Genomic DNA, 14,887 nt, shown 5'->3' on the forward strand with positions numbered 1-14,887 from the left:
TGGGGGGACCATCATGATCAACCGGCTGCGGCACTTGGCGCTGCGCTCGATCCGCCACAAGCTCATCTTTGCATCGATTGTCTGTATCGTCGTTCCCGCGGTCATCAGCCTGATCGTATACAACGGCTTATCGCGGGAGGCGGTGAAGCGGCAGGCCGTATCGAACGCGAGGGATTCGCTGCAGCTGGTGGCCGGATCCGTCACGAACCTGCTGTCCAGCAAGCTGAACATTGCCAATTACATTCAAGTCAATTCCGGTTTGAACACCTATTTCAAGCAGGTCGCCTCAGGCAATGAGGAGAAGGATCCGTACCGCCGGTTTACCGATGCGAACCGGGTGCTGGAGCAGCTCGACAGCCTGACGGTGGTCGGCGAGCAGACGTATGTGACCGTGCTGCTGACAAACGGGGCGTATTACATGAATTATTCCGTAAGCGATTACAATCCGCCGGACCTGACCCGGCAGCCCTGGTTCAGACAGATGAAGGAGCTGAGAGGGCTGGAGTCTTATTGGACCGGGCCTGAGCGAACCGTCTACGTGCAGGATCAAGCCGATCACCCCTATCAGCTGTCCATAGCCCGGTCGCTGCGGCTGGCCAATTCGGAAATCTACGGCTATGTGGTGGTGTCTTGGGTGGAGGATCAGGTTAGCGGCATCTTTGACCGGCTCTCCAAGGGAAACCGGGTGCTGATGGTAGACAGCGCGGGCACGATCGTATCGGGACCGGCCGGCCAAATCGGCAAGAAGTTTGCTTATGTTGATCTGAACGAGGGAACCAAGCCGTATTCGATTGAACGGATCGACGGGGAGAAGTTCCTGGTAGTGGAGCAGGAGATTCCGATGAACGGCTGGCATCTCGTGCTGATGCAGCCGTATCAGGACGCAATCGTGGACCTGAATGCCATCTTCAGCAAAGTATTTCTGTTCGAAATGATCTCGTTCTTCGTGTTCCTTCTGCTGCTGATCGTGCTGGTGCGCAGGTTCACGACGCCGCTCGTCCGGCTTGGCAAGGTAACGAACGCGGTGCAGCGCGGCAACCTGGACGTGCGTTCAGGCGTTGCCGGCAACGATGAGATCGGGCGGCTCGGACTGCTGTTCGACCAGATGCTGGACCGGGTCAAAGAGATGATCGCCGAGGTGTCGGACCACCAGGCCCGCAAGCGAAGGGCCGAGCTTAAAATGCTGCAGGCGCAGATTCATCCCCATTTTTTGTTCAACGTGTTAAATTCCATCCGGATGAAGGTGATGAAGCGCGGCGATCCGGAGAGCGCCAAGATGATCGGCTCGCTGTCGGTCCTGCTCCGCATGACGATCAGCCGCGAGGACGACGAAATTTTGCTGCATGAGGAGATCGACCTGATTTCCCATTACGTCGCCCTGATGAACCTGCGGCAGAAGGAGGAGGCCGTGCTGCAGCTGGATATTGACCCGGAGGCGTTTCTGATCAAAGTGCCGCGCTTCTTCCTGCAGCCCCTGGTCGAAAATGCGATGATTCATGGGCTGAGCCGCCAGGCAGGCACGATATCGATCCGGGCGGTGACGGAGGCGGAGCGGATCATTCTGACGGTCGCTGACGACGGCGCGGGAATGGAAGAGGAGCGGAGGCAGGAGCTGATGCGGATCCTGAACGGAGCCGCCTATGAAGCGGAGCCTTCGCCGTCAAGCGGCTCCTTTTCAGGCATTGGCCTGCCCAATGTGGCGGAGCGGATGAACATGATGTTCGGCGATGGATTCCAGGCTTGCGTGAACAGCGAGCCGGGGGCCGGAACCGTGATTGAGATGCATATTCCACGGAAGGAGGGGCTGCGGGATGTATAATGTCATGCTGGCTGACGATGATTACCCCGTGATTGAGCTGCTGTCGGAGACGATCCGCTGGGAGGAGCTCGGGCTGAGGCTGATGTCCACCCACGAGAACGGATGGAGCGCCTGGGAACAGGCCCAGCGCCAGACTCCGGATATTCTCATTACGGATATCGGGATGCCCAAGATGGACGGCTTGGAGCTGTCGGGACGCATCCGGGAGCTGAATCCCGCCGTGCGCATCGCCATTTTGTCCTGTCACAGCGAGTTTCAGTATGCGCAGCAGGCCGTCCGTCTGAACGTACAGGACTATCTGCTGAAGGACACCCTTGACCCGGAGGATTTGGTACAGCGGCTCACCCGGTTCAAGCAGGCGATGGATGAGGAGAAGCAGGCCGGATGGGAGCACAGCCGGATGAAGCGCATGTATGATGAGGCGAAGGAGCTGCGGAAGGAACAAAGCCTGAAAAACCTCATCGATCTGCCCCTGCTGTCCCCGGAGAACTGGAGGAAGGAAGCAGCGGAGTACGGCCTGCTCCGGGAAGGCGAGCACACCCTGCCGGTCGCTGGATTTCTGGAGAACTACCGGCAGGTGAAATACCGCTTCTTTTCGGATCAAACGCTGCGCTTTGCCGTCGGCAACGTCATGAAGGAAGTGCTGGAGAACTTTGCACCATGCGGGGTACACGCGGGTTACGATGCCAGAACCTGGCTGCTGTTTTTCTCCGGCAAGCCGGGGCTCCATCGGAATTTTTATGAGGAAACGGCGCAGATGCTGAAGGAAATCCAGTCCGCGCTGCGAAAAGTACTTAAGGTTGACATGTCGCTGTGCATCGGCGAGCCCTGCGCTTCGCCGGAGAGCTTGAAGCAGGCGCTCAGCGGTCTGCTGGCCTCGGGCGGGCTGCGTTTCTATCTGGAACCCGGAGAGACGGTGAAGCTGCGCGCATCAAGGCCGAGGCTGGAGCCGGAGCCGGAAGGGGATGACCTGCCGCCGCGGGATCTGTTCAGCTTCTACGATGAGGCACTTGGCGAGCTGCGCGGGGCCTTACTGGACCGGGAGCCGCAGGCGATCCGGTCGGCGACGGCGGCTTGGACCGCGAGGATCCGCAAAGAGCGGTATCCGCCGGAGTCAGTGAAGGATTGGATCCTCAAGCTGCTGCTCGATTTGAAGCTGAAGCTTCAAGCCATCCCTTCCGTTTCGACGGCATCGTCCGCGGATACGCTCCACAAGGAAATCGCGGACATCGATTCGCTTGCAGATCTTCATGCCTGGCTGAACGGGCATTTGGAGTCGTGGGCGGCGACCGATTTTGGCGGACATAAGTCCGGCAGACGGCCCGAGATTACCGAAGCCTGCGTGTACGTCACGCGGCGGCTGCACAGCCGGATTTCGCTGGACGAGGTGGCGGAGCACCTCCACATGAACACCAGCTACTTCTGCCGGCTGTTCAAGAAGGAGACGGGCAGCACCTTTATCGAATACGTGACCCGGCTCAAAATGATGCGGGCCCAGGAGCTGCTGGACCGGACGGGAGCGACCGTCGGGGAGATTTGCGAGCAGCTGGGCTATGACAATCAAAGCTATTTCATTAAGACATTCAAATCTTATGCCGGCGTGACCCCGGTCGAATACCGGAGCCGGCTGCGGTGAGACTTGGACCGCATAAGAGAGGAGGATTCGCAATTGCTGGAATCATCATCCCGTCACGAGCAAGGAAGTCCGTCCCTGAAGGAAGTGACTCATGACATGGTTCCCGCCGGGTTGGACCTGTATTATCCGGACGGCGACGCGGCCCGTTTCTGGCAGAAGGTCCGGACCTCGGACCTGTATGAAGCGGACCGGCGTGAAATTCAGGCGGAAGGTCAGCGGCTGCTTGGACTGCCGCTGCCGGTATTAACGTACTCGCTGTATGCCGACTTTGCCCGTACCGGGCGCCGGCTTGGGTATGAGCGGGTGTATTTTGAGCGGCGCCGCCGGCTGAACACCTTTGCGATTCTGACGATGCTTGAGCCGGAGCGGGATGAATACCGCGAGGCACTGTGCGATACGCTGTGGCTTATTTTGGAGGAGTATACCTGGTGCCTCCCCGCCCACCTGGGGGAAGGGGACGCCGGGGGAGAGATCGATTTGTTCAGTGCCGAAACCGGCTTTGCGCTCTGCGAGCTGCTGTACCTGGCGGGCGACGATCTGCCGCCCCTGATCCGGAGCCGAATTCGGGATGAAGTGCATCGCCGCCTGTTCGAGCCGTATTTGGCCCGGGAGTATCACTGGGAGTCGGCCGTACATAACTGGTCCGCCGTGTGCGCCGGTTCGATCGGCGCTGCGGCGCTGCTGCTAATGGAGGATGCGGACCGTTTGGCGGCCGTTCTGGCGAAGGCGGAGAGAAGCATGCACTGCTACCTGACGGGGTTCGGTGAAGACGGCGCCTGTCAGGAGGGGCTCGGGTACTGGAATTACGGATTCGGTTATTTTACGTATTACGCCGATCTGCTCCGGAAGCGGTCCCGTGGACGGCTGGACTGGTTCGCCAGCGACAAGGTCCGCCGCATCGCGCTGTTTCTGCAAACATGCTTTCTTGGCGGAAGCGCGGTGGCGAACTTCTCCGACTCCAGGCCAAGCGGCAGCATTCAGCCGGGGCTGTCGGATTATTTGGCCGGCCTGTATCCCGAGTTCCAGCGGCCGCCGGCCCGCCTCCGGGCTGCGTTTACGCAGGATCACTGCAGCCGCTGGGCGCCGGCCATCCGGAATCTGCTGTGGCGGAGCGGGGAGCCGGCCCAGAGCGAGTGGGGGCCGTTCTTCGGCTACCTGCCCGACGCACAGTGGCTCATCTGGCGGCATGCCGGCCCCGGCTGCGCGTTCGGCTTTGCAGCCAAAGGCGGGCATAACGCCGAGCCCCACAACCATAACGACCTCGGGCAGTTCATGCTGTACGGGGACGGCGAGTTTTTCCTCGCCGACCTCGGCAGCGGGGAATACACGAAGTCGTATTTCGGACCGGAGCGCTACACCTACGACTGCAACGGCTCGCAGGGGCACAGCGTGCCGATCGTCGGCGGCCAGTATCAGGCCGAAGGAGAGGACAGCCGGGCGGTGGTCGAAGAGGCTTATGCCGATGAGGCTGGAGCTGTGTTTGGCGTGGACCTCACGCAAGCTTACCGGTACGCGGGGCTGGAAAGCCTGCGCCGTGCGCTCCGCTGGGAGATGCAGGGCGGGCTGCCGAGTCTGGCCCTTACGGACGAGTATCGGTTTGCAGGAGCGCCAAGCTCGGTGGTGGAGCGTTTTGTCACCCGCGTCCGGCCGCGGCTTGCGGGGGACCGGATCGAGCTCCAAGGATCAGGAGAGCAGGGCTTGAAGCTGATTATGCGTTATGACGGCGGGATGCTCTCGCCGGAGATCACCCGGCGGATGTTTATGGACCATGACGGATGCGAAGCCGAATGGTACACGATCGATTTGACGGTCCGGAAGCCGGAGCCCTCCATCCGGGTCGCCGTCACCTTTGAGTTTGAGCCAAATGACAGGGAAAGCGGGGATCGGGAGTGAATATGACGGAACAGGCCGCGCAAGCGGTATGGGTAAATGAAGCTTGGGGCAAGGCGCTGGATAAAGTCCGGCGCACGAGCCAGCGCATCGGGGCGGGATTTCCCCATGCCAGCCCAAACGGCGAGTATGTGCTGGAACCCCCGCACTGGTGGACGGCGGGCTTCTGGCCGGGGCTGCTCTGGCTGCTGTATAACGGCAGCGGGGACGAGCGTCTGCGGGGGATCGCCGAGGAATGCGAGGCCCGGCTCGATGAAGTATTGGACGGCTACACCCGTCTCGACCATGACCTCGGATTTATGTGGACGCTGACGAGCCTGGCTTCCTACAAGCTGACGGGAAGCGAGGAGTCGAAGCGGAGGGCGCTCAAGGCGGCGAATTACCTGGCCGCCCGCTTTAATTTGAAAGGCCGGTTCATCCGCGCCTGGAATCCGTGGTCCGCAGGCGAGGACAATGCCGGCGTCACCATCATCGACTGCGCCATGAACGTGCCGCTGCTGTTCCAGGCGTCCGCCATGACCGGCGATCCGCGGTACCGCCACGTCGCTGAGGCGCATATGGACACGGTGGCCGCCGACTTTGTCCGTCCGGACGGCTCCGTGTATCACATTATGCGCTACGACCCGGACACGGGCGAGCGTATCGGCGGCATCGGCGGCCAGGGCTATGCGCCGGAGTCGGCCTGGTCCCGCGGCACGGCCTGGGCCATCTACGGCCTGACGCTGGCCTATCATCATACCGGCAAGCAAGCCTATCTGGACACGGCCAAGCGTGTCGCCCACTTCTTCCTTGCCAATCTGCCGCAGGACCACGTGCCGCACTGGGACTTCCGGGCGCCGCTGGAAGAAAGGCAATACCGCGACTCCTCGGCCGGCGCGTGCGCGGCCAGCGGGCTGCTCCTGCTGTCGGAGCAGGTGGGTGAGCTGGAAGCAGCCGTCTACCGTGAGCCGGCCGTGCGCATATTGGAGTCGCTATACGCGAACTACGGCGCTTTTGACGATCATGCGCAGGAAGGCCTCATTTTGCATGGGACGAGCCATTATCCGAACCAAACGAATGTGGACGTGCCGCTGATTTACGGCGACTTTTTCTTCGTGGAAGGCCTCGCCCGGCTGCAGGGGAAAGGACCGTTTTATTGGGAATAAGCGGGCGTTGTATTGCGGCGTATGGGCGATTTGAACGTGCAAGGTTGAGCGGTCAAAGCCTGTTTTTTACAGCTGAATACTTGAACGGACGAAAGGAATGGGACTTTAGGGTCTCATTCTTTTTTTTGTTTTAAACTTTCCTAAACTTAATGAAGGATGATAACTGTTATTTGAGCAGCGATAAGTTAAATATTTTCCGAAGACGATTGAAATTTAATGATTATCATTATATGATTACTTAAAACATTTTAGTTTTATCTAAACAAAATACGTGTTGAAAGCGGTTTACAGGTCGACGAAACGGTAACAAGGGAGGGATCGGTCGCCGGGCCGCGGCAGGGGTCACGATGAAGCAGCGCTGTGCGGATCAATGAATGCGTTTTCGCCAAAGGTTGAATGATCTTATTTTCTGAAAATTTTATTTGTTGGAGGGAGCAAACATGAACAGAAGGTGGGTTTCGGCATTTTTGATGATGATGCTGTTCGTCACGGTTCCGGGGCAGGTATTTGGTACCGGGCCGGACAGTACGGCGCAGAAAGGCGGCAAGACACAGGAGCAGCAGGGACAGGCGCCGGTGTATCAAAACGTATCCGTACACGATCCATCCATCGTGAAGGACGGGGATACGTATTACGTATTCGGTTCGCATATTGAAGCGGCCCGATCAAAGGACCTGCAGAGCTGGACCCGGTTTACGAACGGGTATACGACGCCGGGCAACGTGCTGTATGGCGATCCGGCGCAAAATTTGGCCGGGTCGTTCGCCTGGGCCGGACAAAATGATTCGGACAGCAAGGGCGGTTTTTCCGTGTGGGCTCCCGACGTGTTCTGGAATCCCGAATATGTGAATACGGACGACACCAAAGGCGCCTATATGCTGTACTACTGCACGTCCTCGACGTATATCCGGTCGACCATCGGGTTTGCCGTGTCGCCAAAGATCGAGGGGCCTTATCAGTATGTCGATACCCTGGTGTACTCCGGCTTTACGGAGGGCGATGCCAAGGATAAGGACAGCGTGATCAATAAAAAGTGGACGAACACGAACATTCCGAAGCTGATCGACGGCGGACAGCTCAGCGGGGCAAGCGGTGCCTGGTTCAACGCTGACGGGTCGTTTGCCAACGGCACGTATCCGAATGCGATCGATCCGAACCTGTACTATGACAAAAACGGGCAGCTCTGGATGTCTTACGGCTCCTGGTCCGGTGGTATCTTCGTCCTTCCCGTGGACCCGAAGACCGGCAAGGTGAAATATCCCGGCAAAGACGGCAAGACCGCCGACGGACGCCTGGTGGACCGGTATTTCGGCACGAAGGTGGCCGGAGGTTACGGCAAATCGGGCGAAGGTCCGTATGTGGTGTTTGATAAAGCTACCGGCTACTACTACCTGTACATGACCTACGGCTGGCTTGGAGCCGACGGAGGTTACAACATGCGGGTGTTCCGCGCGAAGAACCCGGACGGACCGTATGTGGATGCCCAGGGCCAGAACGCCGTTCTGCCCGGAGACACGGACAACGCGCCGTACGGCAACAAGCTGATGGGGAACTACCTGTTTGCCAGAGACGTGGGCGATCCGGGCACCGGCATCGGCGTAGGCTATGTGTCTCCAGGGCATAACTCCGTGCTGCTGGATGATGCGACCGGCAAGCGGTTCCTCGTCTTCCATACCCGTTTCCCGCAGATGGGCGAAGCGCATGAGGTGCGGGTGCATCAAATGTACATGAATGCGGACGGCTGGCCGGTGGTTGCCCCATACCGGTATGCAGGAGAAACGTTAAGCAAGGTGGACCGTCAGGACCTGATCGGGGAATATAAATTCATCAACCACGGAAAAGGGACGACCGCGGATATCCAGTCCTCCGTGTATATCCGGCTGAACAAGGACAACACGATTTCAGGCGATGTGACCGGCATTTGGAAAAAGACCGGGCACAACGAGGCGGAGCTTGTCATTGCCGGTTCCGTGTACAAGGGCGTCTTCGCCAGCGGCTGGGATCCGGTGTCCGAGCGTTATGTCATGACCTTCACGGCTTCTTCGCGGGAGGGCGTGGCGGTCTGGGGCAGCCGGCTTGAAGACAAAACTGATCAGGCGCTGGTTCAGGACGTATACAACGATCTGAATCTGGGGGATACGGCGAAGGTCGTGTCGGACCTCGCCCTTCCGGCGGAAGGAACCCGGCACACCGCGATTTCCTGGAAGAGCTCGGACGAAGCGGTCGTATCGACCAAAGGTGAGGTGCACCGTCCGGCGGGCGGCGCCCCGGTTCAAGCGGTGCTCACTGCGACAATCACCAAAGGCGGCGCTTCGCTGACGAAGTCCTTTACGGTGACCGTTCTGCCGTACCAGGACGCCAAGCTGTCTGCTTATTACGGCCTTGATGGCAGCTTTGCGGACAGTCAGGGGCGGTTTGCCGCAGGTACGGTGACCGGCGACCGGATTGACAAGTCCGGCGGCAGCATCACCTTCGCCGAGGGCAGACAAGGCCAGGCCGCCAAGTTCGATGGAGCCTCCGGGATCCGGCTGCCGGACGGACTGATTTCAAGCAATGCCTATTCGGTTGCGCTGTGGATCAAACCGGAGGAGCTGACGACGTACACGACGGCCTTCTTTGGCGCGAAGGACGGCGACCATTGGGTGAGCCTCGTGCCACGGGGAGCCGTCGCCAACAATACGATGGTCTGGTCGGGCAGCACGATCTGGTATGACGGGGCGACCGGACTGACCATTCCGACCGGCGAGTGGTCGCATCTGGCCTTTTCCGCGGAGAATGGCACGCTGACCGTGTACGTAAATGGGGTGCAGAAGTTCAAGGGAGCGAACTTCCCGGACTGGTTTACCGGCACGAAGGCAAGCTTTAGCCTGGGCGTCAACTGGTGGGATCCGCCGTTTAAAGGGCTGATCGACGAGCTGCGCGTGTACGATGGCGCACTGACGCCAGCGCAGGCAGCGGATTTGGCCAAGAATCCGTCTTAAACATGAGCATACCCCAAGGCAGGCGGTAATAAAAAGGGACAAAGTGAAAAGAGGAAACTCTTTTCACTTTGTCCCTTTTTGACGACTCACTGATATCGGCCGGGGCGGCGAACCAGCAGGTTCCCATTCTCGGCATTATTGCGCTGCCTTTGCTTAGGCTAATGTTCTGTGGGCAAAATCACCCGATAGAGGAGGCCTTTCATCCGCTAGCTCTTGCGGCGCGGAATCGTCAGCGTCTCCCAAGCGTCCGATTGAATCTGCTTGGCGATGTAAATGATCTGCCCGATATGGCTGGAATAGTGCGACATCTGCCGTTCGATCGCTTCCAGCACCGAATGCGGCTTTTCCCGGATGTAGACGGTCCGCAGCAGGTCATCGCTGCTGAGGGAGCCTAGCGCCTTCAGAAAGACGCCCCAGCCGCGGTTCCAGATGTCCAGCAGTTCTTCTCTTGAGGCCACGGTGCCCTCGAACTCGCTGTCCCGGTCGCGGCCTTCTTTTTCCCCGTCGGAATCAAGGAAGTTCGTCCAGCGGGAGATCATGTTCCCGCTCATATGATGAACGATAACCGCAATGCTGTTGGAGTCTTCGTTTAACGACCAATTCAGCTTATCGTCCGGAACCTGCGCGATCGCCTTCTCGGCGGAACGTTTCAGTTCGGCGAATTTCTCGTTGACCACCCGGAAATATTCGGTCCCGATATCGTGGGCGCTCATTCCAACCACCTCCGCTATAAAATAACTTTTTTAAACCAGTATAGGGGCCGTTCTTCTTTCCCGGCAAGCAGGGAGGTGACTCTACAATATCTTTTCATTTTCGGGTCTTCCGGTTTTATCGCCGCTCCTGCCATTCCTGATCTCCCATATCCCCAATAGTCCGCGGTTACTCCTCTTTGGGGACGGGGGGGACCAGCTCGGCGATGCCGCCCATATAAGGCCGAAGGGCGTTCGGAATGTAAATCGATCCGTCTTCCCGCTGATGGTTTTCGAGCAGCGGAATCAGAATGCGGGGCGAGGCCACGGCCGTATTGTTCAGCGTATGGCAGTGCTGCAGCCTGCCTTCCGCATCGCGGTAGCGGATGTTCGAGCGCCGGGCCTGGAAGTCGAGCAGATTCGACGACGAATGGGTTTCGCCGTAGGCTCCGCGGCTCGGCATCCAGGTTTCGATGTCGTACTGCTTATACGTCTTCTGCGACATGTCTCCGGTGCAGACGGCCATCACCCGGTAAGGAAGCTCCAGCAGCCGCAGGATCTCCTCGGCATGGCCGGTAATTTCCTGAAGCATCGCCTCCGACGCCGCGGGATCGTTCTCGCAGAGAACGACCTGCTCGACCTTGGCGAACTGGTGGACGCGGTATAAGCCGCGTACGTCGCGGCCCGCCGAGCCGATTTCCCGGCGGAAGCAGCTCGACACGCCCGCGAGCCGGATAGGGAGGGCGGCGTCGATCACTTCGTCGCTGTAGTACGACACCAGCGACACCTCCGAAGTGCCGACGAGCCACTTGTCCTCACCGGCCAGCTCATAGGTCTGATCCTTCCCGGTAGGGAAAAATCCCGATCGGGCCAGCGCTTCGGGACGGACCATGACCGGTACGTCCATCGGCGTAAATCCGCGCGAGGCCAGGAGGTCAATCGCCAGCCGCTGTACGGCCAGATGAAGGAACAGGCCAGCTCCCTTCAAATAATAGCTGCGGCTGCCCGCCGTCTTGACCCCGCGCGGAATATCGAACAGATCGTGCAGCTCGCCGAGCGTGACATGATCCTTCATCTCAAAATCGAATTGCCGCGGCGTCCCGATCCGGCGGACTTCCACATTGTCGCTGTCGTCCTTGCCAATCGGCGTGTCCTCCGAGACAACGTTGGGGGCGAGCAGCATCAGTTCCTCAAATTTGCTGGTTGCCTCGCGCAGACCGGCTTCGCAGCCGTCCAGGCTGCGGTTAATCTCCTTCACTTGGCCCTTAAGCTGCTCCGCGGCTTCGTCCTTGCCCTGCTTCAGCAGTCCCGCGATGCTCTTGGTCAGCTCATTGCGCTGAGCCCTTAGCGATTCCGTCTCCTGCAGCAGCCTTCTCCGCTTCTCGTCCCATTCCAGCAGATCGTCCACCTGAAAGGGAATGTTTTTTTGCTCCGCGACTTGCTGTACCTGTTCCTGATGGTCACGGATGAATTGAATGTTTAACATCGATACCGTCTCCTTTGTCCTTTTGTCCTGTAAAAATACAAAAAGCGCCCTCATCCCTTGGGACGAGGAGCGCTTGCTCGCGGTGCCACCCAATTTGACCAGCCTGCCCGAAGGCAGTGCCGATCCGCTTGGTTCCGCGATAACGGACGGAGGCCGGTTAACTTAGAGAGAGAATGGAGGAGCCGCTGCACTGTCATGCTGCGTACACGCGGGAATCGCCATCCGCTCCGGTCGAAAACGCCTCACAGTTGGATGCTGTTCATCGGCGTAATGTCACTGTTCAGTTCTTTGCGGTTTAGTATAGCGTAAACCGATCAAAAGCACAATATACATACATCCCTTACCTGGATGTGTACTCCTCCAAAAGCTTTTGTATGTTTTGGTGAATGCGGAGCAGGCTCTCCACATCGGAAGCGGGGAGCTGCTCGAGGGCATACGCCATGGCTTGGTAGGAGCGGGGCTTAGCCGCCGACTGAAGGGATCGCTCCCGTCCAACAGCGGTAAGGCTCAATTTGACCTCCCTGCGGTCTGTTTCGGAGATAACACGGTCCACCAATCCCGATTGGACGAGGCCTTCCACTTGAACGCTAAGGGTGCTTTTAGGAGAAGAGAGACGCTCGGTTAATTCTCTTAGTGTCATGCCGGGCGCGGTATACAGCGTGTTCAGGATGGCGAGCTGCAGCACGGTTAATCCTAGTCCCTCCGCGTTGCTGCGGGTAAACTCCAGAAGGCGTTTTTGAATGCCAGAAAAGGATTGAACGACTTCAGCGGCCAGCTTGATTTGAGGATCTTGGCGTTCTTGGTGATCCATGGCTCAGGCAACCTTTCGCTTATTAATTTGTTCATTGATGAACAGTTCAAATATGGACAAATTATATGCGGATTTGGGGCATTTTTCAAGGTTCAAATCTCCGATTCAGGGTTAAAAACAAGTACCACATTCTAACGAAAGAAAGGTGATCACGATGATCGGACTCGCGATTTTGTTTTTGATCATTGCCATCGTAGCTGCGATTTTCGGCTTCTTCGGCATCGTTTCTGCGCTCGTTGGCGTCGCAAAGGTGCTGTTCTTCGTCTTCCTGATCCTGTTTATTCTGTCGCTGATTTTTGGCAGAAGACGTAGCAGTTGACGCATGCTGCGCCGCTGATCCCAGTTCATACGAACACTCGATAAGAGCAGAAAAGGCTTGCGCCCACATACGTGTGGGACAAGCCTTTTTTTTGGGTTGAGAGAATTCGAAACGGTGTAAGTTTTATCCGGTCCGCATGCTGGTGTTTGCTGCAGGCTTTCGCGCGGGCTTCCGCCAAAACAAGGTAAGGCTTTGGGTGGTGCACCAAAGCGCAAACAGGAGAAACAGCACCGACCAGGCGATGGCAGGGAGCACCGTCATGTGAGCCAGGTTGGCCGCGTCACCGGCCTGCCGCGGATTGGTCAAGGAAGTAATGGCCAGGGTAAGCGGCCCAACAACCGATTCTTCCAGGCAAAGGAAGGCGAGCAGAAGGTAATAGAAATTGCGCACGGTGCTGCCCAGCAAATAAAACACGATGTTCAGCGCCATAAAGATGACGAGCCACCAAACGCCGTAGCTGTTCCGGACAAAAAAGAGCAGGTTGACGGCAGCCAGCAGCGTGATCAGGATCAGCCCGGCGGCCTGCTTACGTTTGGCGTACCCGTAGAACAGAAGCACAGCGAAGATGGAAGCGATCGTATACCCCGACAGCGAGACGAGCACGGAGCTCCAGCCGGAGGATAAATAGGAGTAGGTGGTCCCGCTGTGATCGGCATTGAGTTCAATGCGCAGAACCCTACCGGAGAGCAGCAGGGTGACGACCGCATGGCCGAACTCATGAATCATCGTATCCAGGGTGCGGAACCAGGAGGAGAACGGGATCAGCCGGGTCAGAATCGCGGATGCGACAAGAAACAAGACAGCCTTCAAGGATTTATTCACGGGCAACGGGCAGCTCCTTTCCAAACGGTAACATGCGGATCTAATATCTTTTGTTCCATCATACACGATCCAATAAAAAAGGGAAGCGCAGCGGAGCAGCACTTCCCGGTTGTTGCGGAACTAGCATATTGCAGGCGAGCGGCTTACAGATCGTCGAATCCGTTGTCGTCGCCGACCTTGCCGTAGTTGCGGGATTTGGCTTCGAAGAAGTCCGTTTTGGTGGCGTTGAGCGCCTCGTCGGAGAAAGGACGAATCCATGGCATGCAGTTGGAATCCACGCCTTCGTAGCCTTTTTCCATCCCCATCATTTTCAGGCGTTTGTTGGCGATGTACTTGATGTAGTCGGACAGCTCATTCAGATCGATGCCTTTGACCTCGCTGAGCGTGTAGTGCGCCCAGTTCGTTTCCAGCTCAACCGCGCGGTCGATCGTGCGGTAGACGTAGTCCGTGTTCTCCTTCGTGTTCAGCTCAGGGAAATCCTTGAGCAGCTGCTTGAACACTTCGCCGAAGAAGTAGCAGTGCTGGTTCTCGTCGCGCTGGATGTAGGAGATCATTTGGCTGGTCGCCATCATCTTCTGGTCACGGGCCAGGTTGTAGAAGAAGGCGAATGTGCTGTAGAAGAAAATGCCTTCCAGGATCAGGTCGGCAACAAGTGCTCTAAAGAACGTTTGCGGATTCTGCTCGTCGCGGAACTCCTGGTAGATTTCCGAGATGAAACGGTTGCGGTCGAGCAGCACCGGATCATGCTTCCAGTATTCGAAAATCTCTTTCTGCTCCTGCTCCGAAACGATCGAAGACAGCACGTAGGAGTAGGATTGGTTGTGTACGACTTCCTGCTGCCCGATGATAGCCGAGATGGCCTCCAGCGAGGAATCGGTAAAATAACGCTTTACGTCGCCGATGAACATCGTCTGCATCGAGTCCAGCACGGCGAGCAAGGAAATGTTGATCTTGAAGGTGCGCTGCTCTTCCGGATCGAGGTTGACGAACTGCTGCGCGTCTTTGGCCATCGGAATTTCGTCGGCGATCCAGTGGTTCAGCAGCAGAACCTTATACAATTTGTACATATGGGGCATGCGGATATCGTTCCAGTTCAGGATGCCCGAGCATTCTCCTTCGATGATGCGGGTCGAGCGGTTCGGCGCTTCGGTGTTAAAAATCTTTTGCATTTGCATACTCGATTCCTCCTCGTAGTTCTGTTTTTACTTGCTCATATATATCAACATCCATCGCAGAATGCTGTAATCCATATCAGTTGATCTAAATCATTCATCTCTTTCCCAAACAAT

At 57.7% G+C, this 14,887-nt stretch carries 12 protein-coding genes; 7 read left to right on the forward strand and 5 right to left on the reverse strand.

Annotated elements, in window-relative coordinates; genetic code table 11:
* The first annotated feature begins 13 nt into the window (after positions 1-13).
* The 5 genes from KI379_RS23035 to KI379_RS23055 all read left to right on the forward strand — a co-directional run bounded on the left by KI379_RS23035 (position 14) and on the right by KI379_RS23055 (position 9,471).
* Positions 14-1,819 (forward strand): sensor histidine kinase, encoded by a 1,806-nt coding sequence (locus tag KI379_RS23035; protein ID WP_212985006.1) that lies wholly within the window; start codon positions 14-16, stop codon positions 1,817-1,819.
* Positions 1,812-3,455 (forward strand): response regulator transcription factor, encoded by a 1,644-nt coding sequence (locus KI379_RS23040; protein ID WP_212985007.1) that lies wholly within the window; start codon positions 1,812-1,814, stop codon positions 3,453-3,455. Before KI379_RS23035 ends, KI379_RS23040 begins: the two co-directional genes overlap by 8 nt.
* 33 nt (positions 3,456-3,488) lie before the next feature.
* Positions 3,489-5,348: a heparinase II/III family protein gene (locus tag KI379_RS23045; protein ID WP_244879411.1), complete on the forward strand. Its 1,860-nt coding sequence runs from the start codon at positions 3,489-3,491 to the stop codon at positions 5,346-5,348.
* A gap of 2 nt (positions 5,349-5,350) precedes the next feature.
* Entirely contained in the window at positions 5,351-6,490 is a 1,140-nt protein-coding gene (locus KI379_RS23050; RefSeq protein WP_089549127.1) for a glycoside hydrolase family 88 protein, read from the forward strand.
* Positions 6,491-6,930: 440 nt separating this feature from the next.
* Positions 6,931-9,471 (forward strand): LamG-like jellyroll fold domain-containing protein, encoded by a 2,541-nt coding sequence (locus tag KI379_RS23055; protein ID WP_212985008.1) that lies wholly within the window; start codon positions 6,931-6,933, stop codon positions 9,469-9,471.
* Between the two features lie 206 nt (positions 9,472-9,677).
* Here the strand turns inward: KI379_RS23055 and KI379_RS23060 are convergent, their stop codons facing one another.
* Both KI379_RS23060 and serS read right to left on the reverse strand, forming a co-directional pair.
* Entirely contained in the window at positions 9,678-10,184 is a 507-nt protein-coding gene (locus KI379_RS23060; RefSeq protein WP_089549125.1) for a DUF1572 family protein, read from the reverse strand.
* A gap of 166 nt (positions 10,185-10,350) precedes the next feature.
* Entirely contained in the window at positions 10,351-11,646 is a 1,296-nt protein-coding gene (gene serS / locus KI379_RS23065) for a serine--tRNA ligase (protein ID WP_212985009.1), read from the reverse strand.
* On the opposite strand from serS, the gene KI379_RS23070 reads away from it, so the two are divergent.
* Positions 11,636-11,812, forward strand: coding sequence for a hypothetical protein (locus KI379_RS23070; protein ID WP_212985010.1), 177 nt, complete (start codon positions 11,636-11,638; stop codon positions 11,810-11,812). The genes serS and KI379_RS23070 overlap by 11 nt on opposite strands.
* A gap of 174 nt (positions 11,813-11,986) precedes the next feature.
* Here KI379_RS23070 and KI379_RS23075 read toward each other — a convergent pair whose 3' ends face one another.
* Positions 11,987-12,457 (reverse strand): MarR family winged helix-turn-helix transcriptional regulator, encoded by a 471-nt coding sequence (locus KI379_RS23075; protein WP_212985011.1) that lies wholly within the window; start codon positions 12,455-12,457, stop codon positions 11,987-11,989.
* Positions 12,458-12,611: 154 nt separating this feature from the next.
* On the opposite strand from KI379_RS23075, the gene KI379_RS23080 reads away from it, so the two are divergent.
* Positions 12,612-12,776, forward strand: coding sequence for a DUF1328 domain-containing protein (locus KI379_RS23080; protein ID WP_076172824.1), 165 nt, complete (start codon positions 12,612-12,614; stop codon positions 12,774-12,776).
* A 123-nt stretch (positions 12,777-12,899) separates the two neighbouring features.
* On the opposite strand, the gene KI379_RS23085 is transcribed toward KI379_RS23080, so the two are convergent.
* Both KI379_RS23085 and KI379_RS23090 read right to left on the reverse strand, forming a co-directional pair.
* On the reverse strand, positions 12,900-13,598 hold the full coding sequence (locus KI379_RS23085; protein WP_076172968.1) for a M50 family metallopeptidase: 699 nt from the start codon (positions 13,596-13,598) through the stop codon (positions 12,900-12,902).
* 143 nt (positions 13,599-13,741) lie between these two features.
* Positions 13,742-14,773: a ribonucleotide-diphosphate reductase subunit beta gene (locus KI379_RS23090; RefSeq protein WP_212985012.1), complete on the reverse strand. Its 1,032-nt coding sequence runs from the start codon at positions 14,771-14,773 to the stop codon at positions 13,742-13,744.
* Positions 14,774-14,887 lie beyond the last annotated feature (114 nt).

The organism is Paenibacillus cineris, assembly GCF_018333335.1.
GTDB classification, from domain to species: Bacteria; Bacillota; Bacilli; order Paenibacillales; family Paenibacillaceae; genus Paenibacillus_AQ; species Paenibacillus_AQ favisporus.

Bases quoted from the DNA above. Each gene is read 5' to 3' on its own strand.
- serS (WP_212985009.1), bottom strand. From the start codon at position 11,646: ATGTTAAACATTCAATTCATCCGTGACCATCAGGAACAGGTACAGCAA.
- KI379_RS23050 (WP_089549127.1), top strand. From the start codon at position 5,351: ATGACGGAACAGGCCGCGCAAGCGGTATGGGTAAATGAAGCTTGGGGC.
- KI379_RS23070 (WP_212985010.1), top strand. From the start codon at position 11,636: ATGTTTAACATCGATACCGTCTCCTTTGTCCTTTTGTCCTGTAAAAAT.
- KI379_RS23075 (WP_212985011.1), bottom strand. From the start codon at position 12,457: ATGGATCACCAAGAACGCCAAGATCCTCAAATCAAGCTGGCCGCTGAA.
- KI379_RS23055 (WP_212985008.1), top strand. From the start codon at position 6,931: ATGAACAGAAGGTGGGTTTCGGCATTTTTGATGATGATGCTGTTCGTC.
- KI379_RS23090 (WP_212985012.1), bottom strand. From the start codon at position 14,773: ATGCAAATGCAAAAGATTTTTAACACCGAAGCGCCGAACCGCTCGACC.
- KI379_RS23060 (WP_089549125.1), bottom strand. From the start codon at position 10,184: ATGAGCGCCCACGATATCGGGACCGAATATTTCCGGGTGGTCAACGAG.
- KI379_RS23040 (WP_212985007.1), top strand. From the start codon at position 1,812: ATGTATAATGTCATGCTGGCTGACGATGATTACCCCGTGATTGAGCTG.
- KI379_RS23080 (WP_076172824.1), top strand. From the start codon at position 12,612: ATGATCGGACTCGCGATTTTGTTTTTGATCATTGCCATCGTAGCTGCG.
- KI379_RS23035 (WP_212985006.1), top strand. From the start codon at position 14: ATGATCAACCGGCTGCGGCACTTGGCGCTGCGCTCGATCCGCCACAAG.